At 61.3% G+C, this 18,056-nt stretch carries 16 protein-coding genes and 2 pseudogenes; 8 read left to right on the top strand and 10 right to left on the bottom strand.

The features are described 5' to 3' along the window. Nucleotides 1-43: 43 nt before the first annotated feature. Entirely contained in the window at nt 44-859 is an 816-nt protein-coding gene (locus ACYBHZ_RS14890; RefSeq protein ID WP_460275221.1) for a protein-disulfide reductase DsbD domain-containing protein, read from the top strand. Between the two features lie 4 nt (nt 860-863). Here ACYBHZ_RS14890 and ACYBHZ_RS14885 read toward each other — a convergent pair whose 3' ends face one another. The 5 genes from ACYBHZ_RS14885 to ACYBHZ_RS14865 all read right to left on the bottom strand — a co-directional run bounded on the left by ACYBHZ_RS14885 (nt 864) and on the right by ACYBHZ_RS14865 (nt 7,811). Next, a complete protein-coding gene (locus ACYBHZ_RS14885) occupies nt 864-4,238 on the bottom strand; it encodes an efflux RND transporter permease subunit (RefSeq protein ID WP_460275067.1) in 3,375 nt (1,124 codons plus the stop codon). Between the two features lie 5 nt (nt 4,239-4,243). Continuing rightward, nucleotides 4,244-5,701 carry an efflux RND transporter periplasmic adaptor subunit gene (locus ACYBHZ_RS14880; RefSeq protein WP_460275066.1) on the bottom strand — a complete coding sequence of 486 codons (1,458 nt, stop codon included), beginning with the start codon at nt 5,699-5,701 and terminating at the stop codon, nt 4,244-4,246. A gap of 141 nt (nt 5,702-5,842) precedes the next feature. Then, nucleotides 5,843-6,385, bottom strand: coding sequence for a molybdenum cofactor biosynthesis protein B (gene moaB, locus ACYBHZ_RS14875; RefSeq protein WP_460275065.1), 543 nt, complete (start codon nt 6,383-6,385; stop codon nt 5,843-5,845). Further along, on the bottom strand, nt 6,382-7,008 hold the full coding sequence (locus ACYBHZ_RS14870; RefSeq protein WP_460275220.1) for a LysE family translocator: 627 nt from the start codon (nt 7,006-7,008) through the stop codon (nt 6,382-6,384). Before ACYBHZ_RS14870 ends, moaB begins: the two co-directional genes overlap by 4 nt. Next, nucleotides 7,008-7,811 (bottom strand): uracil-DNA glycosylase, encoded by an 804-nt coding sequence (locus ACYBHZ_RS14865; RefSeq protein WP_460275219.1) that lies wholly within the window; start codon nt 7,809-7,811, stop codon nt 7,008-7,010. The genes ACYBHZ_RS14870 and ACYBHZ_RS14865 overlap by 1 nt, the downstream gene beginning before the upstream one ends. Nucleotides 7,812-7,929: 118 nt before the next feature. Here ACYBHZ_RS14865 and ACYBHZ_RS14860 point away from each other — a divergent pair, with 118 nt between their 5' ends. The 6 genes and pseudogenes from ACYBHZ_RS14860 (at nt 7,930) to ACYBHZ_RS14835 (ending at nt 12,813) form a co-directional block, all read left to right on the top strand. Then, nucleotides 7,930-8,889, top strand: a complete 960-nt coding sequence (locus ACYBHZ_RS14860) for an aspartate carbamoyltransferase catalytic subunit (RefSeq protein WP_460275064.1) — start codon at nt 7,930-7,932, stop codon at nt 8,887-8,889. A gap of 10 nt (nt 8,890-8,899) precedes the next feature. Beyond that, nucleotides 8,900-9,427 (top strand): hypothetical protein, encoded by a 528-nt coding sequence (locus ACYBHZ_RS14855; protein ID WP_460275063.1) that lies wholly within the window; start codon nt 8,900-8,902, stop codon nt 9,425-9,427. After that, nucleotides 9,424-9,939, top strand: coding sequence for an aspartate carbamoyltransferase catalytic subunit (locus ACYBHZ_RS14850; protein WP_460275062.1), 516 nt, complete (start codon nt 9,424-9,426; stop codon nt 9,937-9,939). The genes ACYBHZ_RS14855 and ACYBHZ_RS14850 overlap by 4 nt, the downstream gene beginning before the upstream one ends. Then, entirely contained in the window at nt 9,936-11,201 is a 1,266-nt protein-coding gene (gene pyrC, locus ACYBHZ_RS14845; protein WP_460275061.1) for a dihydroorotase, read from the top strand. Before ACYBHZ_RS14850 ends, pyrC begins: the two co-directional genes overlap by 4 nt. A 54-nt stretch (nt 11,202-11,255) precedes the next feature. Then, the gene (gene plsY / locus ACYBHZ_RS14840; protein ID WP_460275060.1) at nt 11,256-11,840 is read left to right on the top strand and encodes a glycerol-3-phosphate 1-O-acyltransferase PlsY; all 585 of its coding nucleotides are present in this window, start codon (nt 11,256-11,258) and stop codon (nt 11,838-11,840) included. A gap of 211 nt (nt 11,841-12,051) precedes the next feature. Beyond that, nucleotides 12,052-12,813 (top strand): annotated as a pseudogene (locus ACYBHZ_RS14835) (IS6 family transposase). Between the two features lie 44 nt (nt 12,814-12,857). Here the strand turns inward: ACYBHZ_RS14835 and ACYBHZ_RS14830 are convergent. After that, nucleotides 12,858-12,977: pseudogene (locus tag ACYBHZ_RS14830) on the bottom strand (IS6 family transposase); the annotation flags it as partial. Nucleotides 12,978-13,044: 67 nt separating this feature from the next. On the opposite strand from ACYBHZ_RS14830, the gene ACYBHZ_RS14825 reads away from it, so the two are divergent. Then, nucleotides 13,045-13,266, top strand: a complete 222-nt coding sequence (locus ACYBHZ_RS14825; protein ID WP_460275059.1) for a peptide transporter — start codon at nt 13,045-13,047, stop codon at nt 13,264-13,266. Nucleotides 13,267-13,495: 229 nt separating this feature from the next. Here the strand turns inward: ACYBHZ_RS14825 and trpA are convergent, their stop codons facing one another. The 4 genes from trpA to ACYBHZ_RS14805 are packed head-to-tail and all read right to left on the bottom strand — an operon-like array spanning nt 13,496 to nt 18,049. Further along, nucleotides 13,496-14,356 (bottom strand): tryptophan synthase subunit alpha, encoded by an 861-nt coding sequence (trpA, locus tag ACYBHZ_RS14820; protein ID WP_460275058.1) that lies wholly within the window; start codon nt 14,354-14,356, stop codon nt 13,496-13,498. Further along, nucleotides 14,353-15,546, bottom strand: a complete 1,194-nt coding sequence (gene trpB / locus ACYBHZ_RS14815; protein ID WP_460275057.1) for a tryptophan synthase subunit beta — start codon at nt 15,544-15,546, stop codon at nt 14,353-14,355. Before trpB ends, trpA begins: the two co-directional genes overlap by 4 nt. 14 nt (nt 15,547-15,560) lie before the next feature. After that, nucleotides 15,561-16,493, bottom strand: coding sequence for an ABC transporter permease (locus tag ACYBHZ_RS14810; RefSeq protein ID WP_460275056.1), 933 nt, complete (start codon nt 16,491-16,493; stop codon nt 15,561-15,563). Further along, nucleotides 16,490-18,049 (bottom strand): sugar ABC transporter ATP-binding protein, encoded by a 1,560-nt coding sequence (locus ACYBHZ_RS14805; protein WP_460275055.1) that lies wholly within the window; start codon nt 18,047-18,049, stop codon nt 16,490-16,492. Before ACYBHZ_RS14805 ends, ACYBHZ_RS14810 begins: the two co-directional genes overlap by 4 nt. Nucleotides 18,050-18,056 lie beyond the last annotated feature (7 nt).

The raw sequence follows: 18,056 nt of genomic DNA, 5'->3' as shown, positions 1-18,056 counted from the left end.
TGATCACGACCGGATCGTCCAAATGTGAGTTTGCGCTTTGCCTGTGCATGCCTATATCGGGCATATGATCCGATATATCGCCCCTTTTGCATCCGTTGTTGTCCTCGGTCTCGCCACGCCTGCGCTGGCGCAAGATCCCGCAGAGATGGCCAAGATCGACATCCTGCCCGGCTGGCAGATGGCGAACGGACACCGCATGGCCGCGATCCGCGTGCAACTTGCGCCCGGTTGGCACACTTATTGGCGCACTCCGGGAGAGACCGGCATTCCACCGACGTTCGAGTTGAGCGGATCGGACAATCTGGCCCGGATGGATTTGCACTGGCCCGCGCCGAAACTCTTTGCCGATAACGGCATGTGGTATCTCGGATATGAGAATGAGTTGATCCTTCCGGTCGAACTGATCCCAGAAGCCTCGGGCGACATTCACCTCTCGGGGACGATGGACCTCGGGGTGTGCAACGACATCTGCGTGCCGATGCAGGCCATGCTGGACGCGAAACTTTCGCCGGAAAGCGTTGGCCCGGCCCGCAAAGAGATCGAATCTGCTCTGGCCGATCAGCCGAAGAAGATCATCAAGGCAACCTGCAAAGCAGCACCGATTTCGGACGGGATGCGGGTGTCCGTCGACATGTCCGTCCCCCAGCTTGGCCCCTATGAGGTGGCCGTGATCGAACATCCCGACCGCTCCGTCTGGGTGTCTGAGGCGCATGTCGCGCGCGCAGGCAACAAGATCAAAGTCGCGAGCGATCTGGTCCCGTCGGACGCACAGCCCTTTTTCATCGATCGTTCGCAGCTGACGATCACCGTGATCGGCGGCGACACGGCCTATGAGGCCGACGGCTGCAGCGGCGAGTGAGCGCTCAGACCCGGCGTCCGGCCCGCACCCGCGCGGCCGCCACCCCGAAATAGATCACAGCGAACACCACGATCAGCCCCAACAGGAAAAGGCCCAAAGCCGGCGCAAACGCTGCCCCGCCAAAGAGCGACGGCAAACCGGAGACCAAAATCGGGCCAATCGTCAGGGCGAACCACAGCACCGCAAAAGCGCTCGCGCCGATCAGCGCCTTGCCGACAAAACCGGTGCGTTTCGGATGCAGCAACCCGCGCCGCAACGCCGCCACCTGCCGCCCGACGTCGAGCTGCATCGCGAGAATGGCGGGCACCAGCACCAAGACGATGACCATGCCAAAGCCCAGACCATAGGACAGCGTGATCACCGTTGGCCGGAGGAACTGCGCATCGCGCGAGGTCTCATAGAGCAGCGGCGCGAGACCCAGAACCGTGGTCATCGTGGTCAGCATCACGGGGCGCAAACGATCCGCCGCCGCGTCGATCATCGCGGGCCACAAGCCACGCTCCTCGGCATATTCATCCACGGTCGAAACCAACACGATGGAATCGTTGATGATGATCCCCGTCATGCCGATCAGCCCGACGACCGAGAACATCGAAAGCGGCACACCCCAGATCGCATGCCCGTGGATCGCGCCGATGAGGCCGAAGGGAATGACGGACATGACCACAATGGGCCGGGTCCAGCTTGAGAAAATCCACGCCAGTGTCAGATAGATGCCAAGCAACACACCCGACAGGCCGAGGACCGCATCGGACAGGAACCGGTTCTCCTGTTCCGACAAACCGGACACAAGATGGGTCACACCAAAGGTCTCGTCGATTTCAGGCAGGATTTCCTCGGTGATCTTCTCTTGAATTTCCGCCGCCCGCGCGGCGTTGTCCTCGTTCATATCGCCGCTCACGGTCAGGGTCCGCAAACCGTTCTCCCGGCGCACGGTCGAGAACCCGGTTTTGCGGGTGACCGTGACGATATCGGACAGCGGGACATATGCGCCCGACGAAGCCCGCATCTGGGTCCGGCTCAAGAAATCGGCGGTCAGCTCTGCTTCCGGGATTTCCACCTGAATTGTCGCGGTGCGGGTGCCCGCCGGATAGGTCGCCGCTTCGATCCCACCCAAGCGATGGGTCAGGACCGTGCCCAGATCATTGATGTTGAAACCAAGCGCCTCGCCCTGTGCCGTCAACTCAAGGATCAACTCCTCCTTGTCATAGGACAGGTTGTCCTCCAGAGCCGAGACTTCCGGGAATTGCGCCAAACGGGCTTTGAGCGCTTCGGCTGCGGCCTTGAGCGTCTCCGAATCCGCACCATAGAGATCAACGTCAATCGCATCTCCGCCCGGCCCAAACCGCCCGCGACGGAAGGACACGGTTTCGGCCAGAGGATGGTTCACCACCTCTTGCTGAAGATCGCTCACGAAAGCGCCCGAGGAATAGGGACGCAGATCGGCGTCGATCAGCTCGATGGTGATCCCGCCAAGTTGGTAATCTTCCTTGCTGCTCGTTCCCGTAAGGCCACGCCCGGCATTCGAGCCGATCTGCGCTATGACATAGGCCAAGGGATTGGTGCCATACTCCTCCTCGTAGCGGGCCGCGACCACATCCGTCGCGCGCTGCAACTCATGCAGCATCGCCATCGTGTCGCTGCGCGCTGCGGTCGGAGCCATCGCGATGTTGCCGCTGATCACCGGCTGTTCGGGAGAGTTGAAGAAACGCCATTGCACCTGTCCCGAAATCAACAGGGAAATTTCGGTCATGAGCAAAAGCACTGCCGCCGCAACCACCGGATAGCGCAGGCGGATTGACCATGTGACGACAGGGCGGAACAGCTTTTCGCGGAACACGCGGAAGCCTTTGTCCACTTGCCGCGACGGCCAGTCATACCAATGCGTGCGCGCATGGGCGGCGAGCGAATGGCTCAGGTGGTTCGGCAGGATGATGAAACATTCCATCAGCGAGGCGATGAGCACCACGATGACGGTGAACGGAATGTCGGAGATCATATCCCCGAACCGCCCGGAGATCGCAGTCAGGCCGAGAAAGGCAATCACCGTGGTGATGGTCGAGGAAAACACCGGCGCGAACATACGGCGGGCGGCATTCTCAGAGGCTTCGACAGCGCTCTCCCCGAGACGTCGCACCCGAAAATCTGCATGCTCGCCCACCACGATGGCGTCATCGACCACGATGCCGAGCGTGATGATCAGCGCGAAGAGCGAGATCATGTTGAGCGTGATCCCTGCCACATACATCAGCGCAATGGCCGACAGCATCGCCACCGGAATCCCCGCCGCCACCCAGATCGCGGTGCGCGCGTTCAGGAAGAGGAACAGTAGGACGAGCACGAGGCCAAGCCCCATCGCCCCGTTTGTCAGCAAAAGATCAAGCCGCGCCTGAATCGCCTCGGCCCGTGTGCGATAGAGATCCATCGACACGCCATCGGGCAAGGTCGGCATCATCTCGGCGACAACGTCTTCGGTGGTCCCCTGTATCCCGATGGCGTCCCCAAGATCGGAGCGCGCCACGAGAACCGACACCGCCGGGTTGTCCCCAACGAAAAACGCCTCGTCTCGATCCACGCCTTCGACCCGAATGTTGGCAACATCGCCGATCGTGAGCTTGGACCCGTCGTCATTTGTGCGCAGGACAATGCTCGCAATATCCGCCGCGCCGCGTTTTTCGACGCCAGCCCGCACCCGCGACCCGCCGGACCCGACGCTCCCCGCCGGGCTGGTGTCGGCCTCGGCGGCAATCGCGGTGGCAATGTCGGACATGGAAATATCATGTTCGATCAGGTTCAGTGTCGGCACTTCGACGATGGTCTCAGGCGCGGCAACACCGGAAATCGTCGTCCGGGTCACCCCTTTGGTGAACAGCCGAGCGACCAGTTCATCGGCAAACCGCGCCAGTTGGTCGAGCCCCACGGGGCCGGTGATCGCGACATTGGTGACACTGTCGGTCCATCCGCCCCATTGAACGACGGGATCGTCGGCACCATCGGGCAGTTCCGTCACCGTATCAATCGCCGCCTTCACGTCATCGGCGGCGCGCTGAATGTCCCATCCCGGCTCGAACTCAAGCGTGATGTTGCCACGCCCCTCAATCGAGGTGGCGCTGCTTTCCAACACGCCTTCGACGGTCAGAAGCGTCGGCTCCAGCACCTGAACGATGGCGTTATCGACATCCTCCGGCCCCGCGCCATCCCATGCGACGGACACGCGCACAGAGTCGACCACGACATCCGGAAAAAACTGCGAGCGCATTTTCGGCAGAGAGGCGAGCCCCGCCGCCAAGAGCAAAACCAACACGAGGTTGGCCGCCGTGCGGTGCCGGGTGAAATAGGACAGGAGGCCCTTGGCCGGTGCGAAGCTTTTGGCACTCATGGGGATCAGCTCCCCATCCGTTGCTCTAGACGTTCCAAGAGATCGGCGGGCACTTTCTCAGCGGAGAGCTGTTCGAGCACCCGTGTCCGCATCTCTTCCGACATTTTCGAATTGTTCGTAACGAAATCACGCAGAGCCGCGCGGCGCTCTTCGCTCAGAGCGACCATGTCCTCACTCTCGCTCTCCGCGCTCGCCTCCGCGCCATTGACCTTGACCCGAATGCCCGCGCCCAAAAGCGGCGAACGCTCGGACACGATCTGGCGACCGGCGATCTCTTTCGCGCCGATGATCACATCATTGCCCTGACGACGCAGGACCGGCACGGCCACTTCTTCGAGGCGGCTTTGCGCGGTGACGGCGAGCACAGTGTCGTTGCCGCCCACCGCAGTCGCGGGCACCCGCGCCACCCCGGTCAACTCCGGCTCAGCAAGTTCGACCGTGACAAAATCGCCCGGACGGAAACCCGGTGCATCCTCAAGCCGCGCGTAAAGCGTGCGCCCGCTCTGGCCCTCGGCCACGGCAGCGCTCTCGCGCACGACATGCCCCTTGGCCCGAAGCGCCAGACCGGCGACATCCAGCGTCACGGTCACTTCCATTTGCGGCAGCGCGCCGCGGTCCTGCACCAGACGAGCATATTCTTCGGTGGAAATCCGGAAGGCGACTTCCAACTCGTCGGGCGCGATCAGCGTCGCGAATTGTTCATTGCTGCTCAAAAGCGTCCCGAGCGCGCCGGACACATCGCTCAGCACACCGTCAAAGGCCGCCGCGACCGTCATGTCATCCAGCGAGCGACGCATCTCATCGAGATCAATCTCGGCCCGCAGCACGGCGGTCTTCGAACTGTCCACGGCCGCCTCCGCATCGGCGAGCGCCTGACGTTTCGACAAGACCGACTGCCCCGCAGCGGCATGCGACAGGGCCGCCTCTTCAACGGAAGCCGCGCTGCCAACGCCGCGATCGAACAGACCCTGCTGACGATCAAGCGCCGCTTGGCGCAGGTCGAGCTGCGCCTGCGCCGCCGCAAGATCGTCCACCGCAATCTCGCGCGCTCGTTCTGCATCCCGCAAATCGGCCTGAGCCTCAATCAGATCGGCCTCGGACACGCGCACCGCCGCTTCGGCGTCAGCCGTGTCGATCTTCAGGATTACGTCACCCGCTTTGACCGCCCCACCCTCTTCGAAAGCTTCAGAGAGTTCGACAATGCGGCCCGCCTCCGGCGCGCGCAGCTGAAGACTGCGCCGTGCGGCCACCTCGCCATAGCTGGTCAGAACGGGCGTGAGCCGTCCGTGTTCCACCACCGTGACATTGACCGCAAATTGCCGTTCGCGGCCTTGAGCCGGTTGGCTCTCTGCGGCACGGCGCTCCTGAACGGCGGAAAAAACCTTGTAACCGGCACCTGCGAGCAGGGCGAGCGTGGTCGCGGTGAGGAAAAGCCCGATCAGGGAACGGCGGAGAAATCGCATTCAGGGAAACCTTTGGCTGGCCTGTCTGTGGTTCGAAAAAGCGGACGTAGCTATCTCATGGTGAATGCACATCATACGGCGGGAATTACAAAACCCGACGCGCTTTTTTGTCATCTCACGGGAATGTTGGACGCGAGTGTGTCACTTGCGCCGTTTGTGCTCTTCGAGTCGCGGGAAGATTTCCACGAAATTGCAGGGGCGGTGCCGGTAATCGAGCTGGAATTTCAAAATCTCGTTCCACGCATCCTTGCAGGCCCCGGTGGAACCCGGAAGCGCAAAGAGATAGGTGCCGCCCGCGACCCCGCCCGTGGCGCGGGACTGCACGGCGGAGGTGCCGATTTTGGCCATGGAGACGATGGTGAAGATCGTGCCGAAGGCGTCGATCTCTTTCTCATAGACATCGCGATGCGCCTCGACCGTCACATCACGTCCGGTCAACCCGGTGCCGCCCGTTGAGATCACCACATCCACGTCCTTGTCCTCGATCCACCCCTGAAGCGTATCGCGGATCAAAGGCCGGTCATCGGTGACGATCTTGCGGTCCGCGATGCTGTGCCCCGCCGCTTCGATCATCTTGACCAAAGTCTCCCCGGATTTGTCATCCTCGAATGTCCGCGTGTCAGAGACGGTCAGAACGGCGATGCGGACGGGAATGAAATCGAGGCTTTCGTCAATGCGGGTCATGCGCGGCGCTCCGTGGCGAGTTTGAGGGCAAGCAATCCGAAGACGGATGCCGAGAGATAGCGTAGAACACGTTCCGCCCCTTGGCTGCGTGCCAAAACGCCGCCCAGCCCGACGGCGAACCACCCGACCACAGCGTTTATGACGAACCCGCCGAGCGAGATCACCGAACCGAAGATCAGGAACTGCGCCAAGACAGACCCGCGCGCCGGGTCCACGAATTGCGGGATAAAGGCGAGGATGAACAGGATCACCTTGGGGTTGGAGACATTGACCAGAAAGCCCTCGCGGAACGCCCGCGCCGGGGATTTCATCGCCTGACCTTTGGCCCCGACCACATGCGGGCTGCGCAGGGTGCGGAGCGCGAGCCAGACCAGATATGCGACCCCAATCCAGCGGATTGTCGCGAAAAGATGCGGGCTGGCCGCGACCAGAGCGCCAAGCCCGAGCCCCGCCAAGGTCACGTTGACCAGAGAGCCCGCCGAAATGCCCGCGCTTGCGGCCACGGCTGCGCGCCGGTTGCCGCGCAGCCCCTGCGCCAGACAAAACATCATGTCCGCCCCCGGCGTCATGTTGAGCGCCAAAGCTGCGGGCAGGAAAGCGGCCAGCGTCAGCGGATCGACAATCATGACGCCCCTTTCAGCCGTGCCTGAATCTCCAGAAGGTCATTCCACGCCTCTCGCTTGGCGATCGGGTTGCGCAACAGATAGGTCGGATGGGTCATCGGCATCGCCGGTTTGCCCAAGACGGTCTGCCACTTGCCCCGAAGCCGCGTAATCCCGGCCCGACCGAGCAAAGCGTTGCAGGCCCAGTTGCCCATGAGCACCACCACATCCGGGTCCGCCAATTCGATATGGCGGATCAGGAAGGGCTTCAGCATCGCGATTTCGGCGGGATTCGGGTCTCGGTTCTGCGGCGGACGCCAGGGAATCGGGTTGGTGATATAGAGCGCGCTTTCAGGGTCGGGAGACGTTCGCTCCAGCCCGATGGCCGCGAACATCTTGTCCAGAAGCTGACCGGAGCGGCCAACGAAGGGCTTGCCCTGAATATCCTCGTCGCGTCCCGGCGCTTCGCCGACGACCATCACCCGCGCTTTCGGGTTACCGTCCGAGAACACCAGATTGCGCGCGCCGCGTTTCAGATCGCAATAGTCGAACCCAGCCAAAGCCTCGCGCAAATCCTCCAGCGAGCGTGCGGATTTCGCGAGATTTGCGGCGACCTCGATCCCCTCATCGCTGCGCGAGACTTTCGGGGGAAGCGCGACAGGTCCGGAGGCTTTGCCGGCCTCTGCGGGTGGTTTCGGCTTGGCGATGTGATCGGGCAGCTCATAGCGATTGACCGGCGCATCCATGATGGCCTCGGTCACGCCGAGTTCCACCTGCCATTCCAAAAGCGCATGCGCCTGCCAATAGTCGATCTGAGTCTCCATGTCGGCCAAGCTACAGGCCGGATCGTCAGAGGTAAATCACTCGTGAGAGTGATAACGCGCATTGCCCGCTCCGGCGCAGCTTTCTATAAGCAGGTCAAAGATACCAGAAGGGGGCATCATGGCATTCCGGCAAAAACACCTTTTGGGGATCGAGCCGCTTCACCCCGAAGAGATCACCACCGTTCTCGACGTGGCGGAGCGTTACGTCGATCTGAACCGACAATCCGAGAAACACTCGGACGCGCTCAAAGGTCTCACCCAGATCAACATGTTCTTCGAGAACTCGACCCGAACCCAGTCGTCTTTCGAGCTGGCGGGCAAGCGTCTCGGCGCGGATGTGATGAACATGGCGATGCAGGCCAGCTCGATCAAAAAGGGCGAAACGCTGATCGACACCGCCCTGACCCTGAACGCGATGCATCCCGATTTGCTTGTCGTCCGGCACCCGCATTCCGGGGCGGTCGATCTGCTGTCGCAAAAGGTCAACTGCGCCGTGCTCAACGCGGGCGACGGCAAACATGAACACCCGACGCAAGCCTTGCTCGATGCCTTGACCATCCGCCGCGCCAAAGGGCGCCTTCATCGCCTCAACATCGCGATCTGCGGCGACATCACCCATAGCCGCGTGGCGCGCTCCAACCTGATCCTTCTGGGCAAGATGGAAAACCGTGTGCGCCTCGTCGGCCCGCCCACTCTGGTGCCGCAGCAGTTCAAAGAGTTCGGCTGCGAGATTTACGACGATATGGCCGAGGGGCTCAAAGACGTGGATGTCGTCATGATGCTGCGCCTCCAGAAAGAGCGCATGGACGGCGGCTTCATCCCCTCCGAGCGGGAGTATTTCTATCGCTACGGTCTGGACGCCGAGAAACTCGCCCATGCCAAACCTGACGCCATCGTCATGCACCCCGGCCCAATGAACCGCGGCGTCGAGATCGACGGCACCATTGCCGATGATATCAACCGCTCGGTGATTCAGGAACAGGTGGAGATGGGCGTCGCCGTGCGTATGGCCGCGATGGATTTGCTGGCCCAGAACCTGCGCGCCGCGCGCGCAGCCGACACTGGTGTCATGGTGTAAGGAGTATCCTGTGAGCGATCCGCGCGACATTCCATCAGATGGCGGACGCTACGCCTGGGTTCTGTCTTATGACGGGACCGTCGAAGATCTGAATGCAACCTTAAGCAGCCCCGAAACCTACAAAGACGCGTTTGGTCTTTTGGAGGCTCCAGAAGAAGGAGCCATCGAATGGTTCGATCTGGCTGCGATGAAAGAGTATGGCTTCGCGCGTTACCTGTCCGAGGCCAGCGAGTTCGACATTGCAAAAGATACGCAAAAGCTTGATGCGCTCAGCAGCACAGTTGTGTTGATCTACTCAACGGGGCTGCACGAAAAAGACAAACAGCTTTCTCCGAAACCGCCGTTTGAAGTGATCGGACGTTATGAGACACCGCTGACAACGCGCCCCTTCGAGCCGCTCACCTCGAAAAGCGCCGAAGGGCTGCTGATGCAGGGCAAACCGCCGAAATCTCCGGCTCGGATTTCCGGCATGGTCGCGACCTTCGTTCTGGTGTTCCTCGCTTTGTTCGTCACGCTTTTCGTCTGGATCAGCGGATGATCGACGGCTGGAACGACATATTGCGCCCCGGCGAGCGGGTGCTCTGGCAGGGCCAGCCGGATCTCAGCATCCAATGGCGTGGCCCGGCTTTGCCCTTCGCCCTGTTCGGGTTGATCTTTGCCGGGTTTGCCCTGTTCTGGATGGTTATGGCCATGCGCGCCGGCGAATTCTGGCTCTTTGGCCTGATCCATTTCGTCGCCGGCCTGACGATTGCCGCCGCCCCTCTGCTTCTCGGGCCGTTCATCGCCCGCCGCACATGGTATTCGCTCACCTCGCGCCGGGCGTTCTTTGCCAATGACCTCCCCTTCGCCGGGAAAACCCTTCTCGCCCTCGATCTGCGCCCCTCTCTGGGCGTTGAGTTTGACGGGCAGAATCCCGGCACCATTCAATTTCGCGACCGCGCCGAACCGATTGTCGGAGACCGCTTCGACAGCGCGCCCGCGTTTGCACTTATCCACGATGCCCGCTCCGTCTACGGGCTGATCCGTGACATCCAGAAAGGCTCAGTATGACCATTTTCACCAATGCCCGACTGATCGACCCCGAAGCACAGACCGACGAAATCGGCTGGCTTCGGGTCGAAGGCCCGACGATTGCGGAACGCGGCACCGGCACACCGCCGAAAGGCGAGAGCATCGATTGCGGCGGCAAATGCCTTGCGCCGGGGATCGTCGATCTCGGCGTGAAAGTTTCCGAACCGGGCGAACGCCACAAGGAAAGTTTCGCCTCCGCAGGCCGCGCCGCAGCGGCGGGCGGTGTGACCACGATGGTGACACGCCCCGACACGATGAATGCGATCGACAGCCCCGAGGTTCTCGAATTCGTACAGCGCCGTGCCGCCTCGGATGCGGTGGTAAAGGTGAAACACATGTCCGCGCTCACCAAGGGCCGCGCAGGGCGCGAGATGGTCGAGATCGGCTTCATGCTCGACGCCGGGGCCGTGGCCTTCACCGATTGCGATCATGTCATTGCCGAAACCAAAGTCCTGCAACGTGCGCTGACCTATGCGAAATCCACCGGCGCTCTGGTGATCGGGCACCCGCAAGATCCCGGCCTCTCAAAAGGCGCTGCCGCAACCTCCGGCAAATTTGCAGCGCTGCGCGGTCTGCCGTCCGTGTCGCCGATGGCCGAGCGCATGGGGCTGGACCGCGATCTTGCGCTCATTGAGATGACAAACGTCTCCTATCACTTCGACCAGATCACCACCGCCCGCGCCCTTCCGGCGCTGGAGCGCGCGAAACAGAACGGGTTTGATGTGACCGCAGGCGTATCGATCCACCACCTGACGCTCAACGAGCTGGACATCGGCAATTATCGCACCTTCTTCAAAGTCAAACCGCCTCTGCGCTCCGAAGAAGACCGGCTTGAGATTGTCGATGCCGTGGCCTCCGGCCTGATCGACATCATCAGTTCGATGCACACGCCGCAGGACGAGGAAAGCAAACGTCTGCCGTTTGAGGAAGCCGCCTCCGGGGCCGTGGCGCTGGAAACCCTGCTGCCCGCCGCAATGCGTCTCTATCACGCCGGTCAGCTCACCCTGCCGCAACTGTTCCGCGCCATGGCGCTCAACCCGGCGAAACGGCTTGGGCTGGCCAGCGGACGGCTGAGCGAAGGCGCGCCCGCCGATCTCGTGCTGTTCGATCCAGATGCGCCTTTCGTGCTGGATCGTTTCAAGCTCAAGTCCAAATCGAAAAACACCCCCTTTGACAGCGCCACGATGCAAGGCAAGGTGAAGGGAACATGGGTTGACGGGATGCGGGTCTTCGAAAGCTGAGGCTCCCTTCTGCCACCACATATCTGAACCATTTCAAAACCAGCGAGACAGACCATGACGTTCATCGCCACCGCCATCCTCGCCTATCTTCTCGGATCGATCCCCTTCGGCATCGTCATGGCGCGCCTCTTCGGCCTTGGCGATCTGCGCCAGATCGGATCGGGCAATATCGGCGCCACCAATGTGCTGCGCACCGGCAACAAACTGGCCGCCTTCCTCACGCTTCTGGGCGACAGCGGCAAAGGCGCGCTGGCCGTGGTGCTCGCGCGGGTGATTGTCGGAGAACAGGCTGCGGGGATCGCGGGGCTGTGCGCCATGCTCGGGCATCTCTACCCGGTGTTCCTTCGGTTCAAGGGCGGCAAGGGCGTGGCGACCTTCCTCGGCACGCTTCTGGCACTGAGTTTCCCGGCGGGGCTTCTGGCTTGCGCCACATGGCTCCTAGTCGCGGTGATCACCCGGTATTCGAGCCTGTCCGCGCTGATCGCAGCCCTCGCAGCGCCGTTCTACACGGCCTATTTCTATCACCTGCACGGCGCGTTTCTCGTGCTCGTTCTCACGGCGCTGATTTTTTACAAACACCGTGAAAACATCGCGCGGCTTAAGGCCGGGACAGAGAGCAAAATCGGGAAGAAGGGATAACGCTTGACCTGAACGCTCACCGGAAAAACAGACACCGAAAGTGCGATCCCCTCGATCAGCCGTAAGTGAGACTGACCCACCGCTTTGGCTCTGTCGCAATTTTTTCGATCTTTCGTTTGTTGGCTGATTTTGCGACATGGTCCTCAAACAAGCAAGCAGCAGGGTGTATTGGATGTCGGTTGATTTCAAGTGAGCCCATTATCCGAAAAGCGTGATCCTGTACGCGGTGTATTTCTATGTGCGATATGGCGCTTCCTATCGCGACCTGGAAGAAATCATGGCTGAACGTGGGGCTGACGTTGACCATGCGACATTGAACCGGTGGGTGATCAAGTTCTCGCCCATGATCGCCGCGAATGCCCAAGCACGGAAGCGGCCGACCGCCATATCTTGGCGCATGGATGAAACCTACATCAAGGTTCAGGGACGGTGGACCTAAAGCGTTTCTACTTAAACCTGAATCAGGGTTTGAGCAGAAACGCGGAGCAACGTCCAAGCGGAGCGGGCGTTTCGACTTTATGTGATAGATCAAGTTAAAGTCGAAACGCTTTATTATTGCCGAGCCGTCTACAAGACAGGCAAAACCCTTGATTTCATGCTCTCTGAACGCCGCGACAAGGCTTCGGCGCGGCGGCTCTTCACGCGGGCAATTGGCACCAATGGCGTGCCGGATCGGGTCGTAATTGACAAGAGCGGCGCCAATCTAGCGGGCCTGGAAAGCGTTAACATCATCCTGAAGTTCACGGGTTCTGGAAGCACGATTAAGATCCTCCAGGTCAAATACCTCAACAACATCGTGGAACAGGACCACCGTTTCATAAAACGTATCACGCGCCCCATGCTTGGCTTCAAGGCCTTCCATTCAGCCGACGCTACACTGGCTGGGATCGAAGTTGCGCACATGATCCGAAAGGGGCAACTCGACACCAACGAGCGCACCACATTCCAGCAGTTTGCAGGACTCGCAGCATAAATGTGTCAACAGAATGGCCGCCCTCAATCCTCAAAAAAGTTTGCGACAGAGCCCTCGGCCATCATCTCTTCCAGGTCTCGATAGCTAACCCCGTAGCGGCAATACCAACGCACAGCCCAAAGCACGACTTCACCCCGGAAATGACGGCCTTTGAAGGCGCTCATCCCATACCCCTTATCTCAGCAATGACGCGCAAGATGCTCACAGCCAGAAAAATTTGCAACAGAGCCCTTGAAAGCGCTTGCGCGCGACATGGGATTGACGGTGGCCTTCATCTCCCACGACCTCACGGTGATCCGCCATCTCTGCGACAATGTGATCGTGCTGAACCATGAAAAAATCGTCGATCACGGTCCTGTGGCGAAGGTATTCGATAACCCGAAATCTGAAATCACGCGAACACTGTTGTCAGCCATTCCACTGCCAGAGCTGGACGACAACTGGTTCACGTAACTCTAAATTCGTTTGGGCGGTACTACCGCAAAGTTTCTGGTTTATAGAAATCCGGCAGGTCAAATACCTGAACAACATCGTCGCGCACATCATCCGCAAGGGTCAAACCCCAGGGTATGGCGCAAGCGCCTTCCTGACCTTTGCGATCTTGACAGCATAATTATGTCCAGCGACCAGCTCCTAAAATCTTACCGAGAAGTCTGCGACAGAACCCGTTTGATCGGCAGGCTCACGGCGCGGCGTCGATCGCCTTGCGAAACGTACCGATCTCCTGGTCGACACAGTTGAGGAAATCCGGGCTTGCAGGATCGTCGTCCTGTGCCGCCTGCTGGAACAGATCAATCAGCGCCGTGGCCACGATCACCCCGTCAGCTACCCGACCGACATCTGCGGCCATGGCCGGGGTCTTGACTCCAAAGCCGACCATCACCGGCAACGGGCTTTCCGCCCGGCAGCGGGCCACCCCTTCGGCGATGGCATTGATCGAGGCAGAGGGACCACCGGTGGGCCCCACGACCGGGATGCAATAGAGAAAGCCCCCCACCGCCGGGTGCTCCGATGTGAAATCCTTGGGCGCTAGCGTCGGCGCCGCCATCGGGATCAGATACAGGCCATGGTGCGCCAGCGCATCCAGCAAAGGCCCGGCTTCCCGCAGCGGGAAATCCCCGGCAATCAGGCCGTCCACCCCCGCAGCCGCCGCGCGTGCCGCGAAGCGTTCGTATCCCATCACCGCCAGAGGATTGGCGTATCCCATCAGAATAAGCGGCGTGGTGGTATCCTGTGCGCGAAAGGCAGCGCAGAGTTCCAGCGTCCGCTCCAGATTGCCGCCCGCCGACAATGCCCGGATATTGGCTTGCTGAATTGTGGCCCCATCGAGGATCGGATCTGAAAACGGGTGGCCGATTTCGATCATATCGATGCCCGACGCCACGAATTGATGCAGCCGCGCAAGGCAGGCCTCAAAGGACGGATCCCCTGCCACCGTATAAGTGACAAAGGCCGGTCGTTGCGCGTCGTTCAAACGCCGGAACATGGCCGCGATTCGTTGCGTTTCCGGCGTAGTTTGCTCGCAGGGAATCGACGCGCTCATTCTGTCGTCTCCTCGGTCAAAGTTTCAATATCCTTGTCCCCGGACGATTGCGCCATCACGACAACCGATTGGTCCGGCCCCATTTCCAAGGCCAAACGTTCAGCCGCAGCCAGCGCGTGACCGGCCTCAAGGCACAACAGAATGCCTTCGCGCTGCGCAAGTCTCAGGACAGCCTCTTTGGCCGCAGCATCGGAAATCGCCATGGTTTCGACCCGACCGCTCTGGACCAGATCGGCCAGTTGCGGGGCTGAACCGGGATAGGACAGCCCCGGCGCGATAGAGCGCGTCGGCAGGATCTGCCCCTGCGCATCTGACAGCACGAGCGTCTCCGCCCCGTGAAATATGCCCCGCCGCCCGCGTGACAGCCGCGCGGCATGTGCAGCAAAGCCATCGTCCGCCCCGGCCCCTTCGACGGCGATCAGACGCACCTGCGGATCGCCCCAGAAGGCCGAAAACAATCCGATGGTCGAAGACCCACCGCCGACGGCCGAGACATAGGCCGAAGGGGCCAGCCCGTGATCGATCAGCTGCAAGCGGGTTTCACGACCGATCACCGCCTGAAACGCCGCCACCATCGCGGGATAGGGATGCGGGCCGATGGGGGCCCCTGCGACATAGGCCGTGGTGTCGCTCGCACCCATCCAATGCCGCATAGCCGCGCTTAGGGCGGCGCTCAGGGTCTGATCGGCATCGTCTACGACCTTCACCTCGGCGCCGAACAGGCGCATTTTCTTGACGGCCGTGGGTTGCCGGGCTGCGTCGCTGGCCCCGATGTAGATCGTGCACCCCATGCCAAAGCGCGCCGCCACGGCAGCGGTCGCAATGCCGTTCTGCCCCGAGCCAGTCTCACAGACCACGGCCTCCAGCCCCATGCGCTTGGCCAGAAGACATTGCCCGACGGCGGAGTTGGCATAGTTGCCGCCATTGAATGTCAGGTCATCGCGCTTGAGCACGATCAGTGCCCCACCCGCCTCACGCGGGAAGGCAGGGATGTCGAACAGCGGCGTCGGACGCCCGACATAGCGGTTCAGCAAAAGCGTCAGCCTGTCCCGGAACGCGGGATCGGCCCAGGCTTCATGAAACCCGTCTTCCAGCCGGTCCAGAACCGGCAACAATACAGGGGCCACGAATTGCCCGCCAAAACTGCCGAACCGCCCTGTTTGGGTTGCGATATGTGCATCCAGTCCCATGATCTGTCCCTGTCTCAGCAGCTTTGCGTTCCGGTGCGTCGCACCAGAACGGCGGCGAGGATGATCATCCCGGTGATGATGTCCTGCATAAAGGTCGACACCCCCAGAATGGTCAGGCCGTTGCCGACAACGGCGATGATGGCCGCACCGACAAGCGTGCCCGGGACATTGGCTTCGCCTTCGCGAAAGGCAGTCATGCCCAGAAAAACGGCGGCATAGGCCGACAGCAGGAAACCGCCTCCGCCCGTCGGGTTGGCGCTGCCGATCCGTGCGGTCAAAAGCATCCCGACCAGTGCCGACAACATGGCCGAGCCGATGAAGGCCACCATTGTGTTCGACACGATGCGCACCCCGGCAAGCCGTGCCGCCTCGCGGTTGCCGCCGATGGCATAAAGCCTGCGACCGATTTCCACCTTGTCGAGCACCACCCAGGCCACGATGGCCACGCCGATTAGCCAGAATGTCAGCGTCGGGATGCCAGAGATCTTGCCCCGTGCCAGATCACGAAAGCCCACCGGGATGTCCCCGAACAGGGTCGCGCCGTCGGACAGCCAGAAGGTGATCCCCCCGATGATGGTTCCGACGGCCAGCGTGGTGATGAAGGACAACACCTCAAAGCGGGCGACGATAAACCCGGATACCGCACCGAACACCCCTGCGGCGGCCAGAACCGCCAGACAGGCCAGCGGTGCGGGCACTCCCGCCTTGAACAGGAAGACCACGAATATCCCGCCAAAGGATACAACCGCCGCCGTCGACAGATCGAATTCTCCGACCGCCATCACAAGCGTGGCCCCGATTGCGACGATCGCCAGAAGCGTCATCTGTTGCGTGATATTGATCAGGTTGTTGGGGGTGCCAAAGGCGTTTGGGGAGGCGAGGGAAAAGGCGATGATGATCGCCAAAAGGGCCACCAAGGTCCCGTAGCGCCGGACAAAGGAAGTCATGCGTGGGTCTCTTTTTCTGTCTGTGTGTCTGTATCGGAGGTCTCTGACTGGTGCTGAAAGGCCGCGTCGATCACCCGTGCCGGTGTCAGGCTGTCACCGGAAAGCTCTGCGGTGATGTCACCACCGGCCATCACCAGCACCCGGGCGCTCAGCGCCATGAGTTCATCCATGTCACTTGTTGTCATCAACACCGCCGCGCCGTCACGGGCAAACTGGCGGGCCAAGGCATGAATTTCCGCCTTGGCGCCGACATCGACGCCTCGGCTGGGTTCATCCAAGATCAAAAGCCGTGTCGGTTCTCCGAACCAGCGTCCGAACAAAAGCTTCTGCTGGTTTCCGCCCGACAGAGTCAGAGGGCCGTGCCAGGGTGATCCCATCTTGACGGACAGCATGGATTGCACCGTCGCGCTGCGCTCCGCCATCTTGCGACGGCTGGTCCATGGCATCTGCGGCCGGGCACGCACCTGCGACAGATGCGCCACCGCCAGATTGTCCGCAATCGATCGGCTGGTGATCAGCCCCTCGTTACGGCGATCTTCGGGCACATAGGCCGCCCCGCACGAAATCCTGTCCCCGATCCGTCCCGGGCGCAGCGGCACGCCGTCAAGTTCGATCTGCCCTCCGACATGTGGCGCAGCGCCCCAGATCAGCTTCATCAGAGAGGAGCGCCCGGCACCGACAAGCCCGTAAAGGCCGAGGATTTCTCCGGCGCGAATATCAAAGGACACCGACTGTCCGCACGTGCCAAAGGGCAAATCCCGCACCTTCAGCACAACAGGGCTGTCCACCGGCGGGGTCTCGGCAGCCCCCAGCACCTCTTCGCGCCCGGACATCAGATGCACCAGCCCGGCCCGGTCGATCTGGTCGATGCGACCCGCACCAACCGTGCAGCCATTGCGCAGCACTGTGAAACTGTCGCAGATCTCCATCAGCTCATCGAGACGGTGCGAGATGAAAATCACCGCCACGCCGGTGTCGGACAGTCGTTTGACCGCCTTGTGCAGGCGCGCGGCCTCCCCATCCGACAACGAGGCCGTAGGTTCATCCATCACCACCAGACGCGCGGGCGCGCCGATCAGGGCACGAATGATTTCAACCAGTTGCTTTTGCCCGGTCGTCATCTGCCCCACCGGAATATCCAGCGGCAAATCCGGCGCGATATCACGCGCGGTGTCTTCGATGGCCTGACGCATCGCCCAACGATCGATAAAGGGGCCTTTGCGCGGATAGGGACGTCCGATGAATGCGTTTTCCACTGCCGTGAAATGCGGCACGAGGCTCAACTCCTGATGGATGAAGCGAAAGCCCAGAGCCTCGGCCTGTTGCACCCCCGCGATCTCAACGGGCTGGCCATCGATCAAAATGCCGCCCGCATCCGGCTCGATCAGCCCCGACAGAATTTTGATCAGGGTCGACTTCCCGGCCCCGTTTTCGCCAACGAGGCTGTGAACGGAGCCGGCCTCCACCAAAAGGTCAGCACCATCGAGCGCCTTGGCGCCGCCAAAGTGTTTTTTGACACCGCGCAGGGACAGGAAACTCTGCCCCTGCTGTGCCATGTGGTCC

It is taken from the genome of Celeribacter sp. ULVN23_4, assembly GCF_054788345.1.
Note: the sequence above shows the minus strand (reverse complement) of the source record. Positions and strands in the feature narration are given on the sequence as shown.

Bases quoted from the DNA above. Each gene is read 5' to 3' on its own strand.
- ACYBHZ_RS14885 (WP_460275067.1), bottom strand. From the start codon at position 4,238: ATGAGTGCCAAAAGCTTCGCACCGGCCAAGGGCCTCCTGTCCTATTTC.
- ACYBHZ_RS14880 (WP_460275066.1), bottom strand. From the start codon at position 5,701: ATGCGATTTCTCCGCCGTTCCCTGATCGGGCTTTTCCTCACCGCGACC.
- moaB (WP_460275065.1), bottom strand. From the start codon at position 6,385: ATGACCCGCATTGACGAAAGCCTCGATTTCATTCCCGTCCGCATCGCC.
- ACYBHZ_RS14865 (WP_460275219.1), bottom strand. From the start codon at position 7,811: ATGGAGACTCAGATCGACTATTGGCAGGCGCATGCGCTTTTGGAATGG.
- ACYBHZ_RS14860 (WP_460275064.1), top strand. From the start codon at position 7,930: ATGGCATTCCGGCAAAAACACCTTTTGGGGATCGAGCCGCTTCACCCC.
- ACYBHZ_RS14850 (WP_460275062.1), top strand. From the start codon at position 9,424: ATGATCGACGGCTGGAACGACATATTGCGCCCCGGCGAGCGGGTGCTC.
- pyrC (WP_460275061.1), top strand. From the start codon at position 9,936: ATGACCATTTTCACCAATGCCCGACTGATCGACCCCGAAGCACAGACC.
- plsY (WP_460275060.1), top strand. From the start codon at position 11,256: ATGACGTTCATCGCCACCGCCATCCTCGCCTATCTTCTCGGATCGATC.
- trpA (WP_460275058.1), bottom strand. From the start codon at position 14,356: ATGAGCGCGTCGATTCCCTGCGAGCAAACTACGCCGGAAACGCAACGA.
- trpB (WP_460275057.1), bottom strand. From the start codon at position 15,546: ATGGGACTGGATGCACATATCGCAACCCAAACAGGGCGGTTCGGCAGT.
- ACYBHZ_RS14810 (WP_460275056.1), bottom strand. From the start codon at position 16,493: ATGACTTCCTTTGTCCGGCGCTACGGGACCTTGGTGGCCCTTTTGGCG.
- ACYBHZ_RS14805 (WP_460275055.1), bottom strand. From the start codon at position 18,049: ATGGCACAGCAGGGGCAGAGTTTCCTGTCCCTGCGCGGTGTCAAAAAA.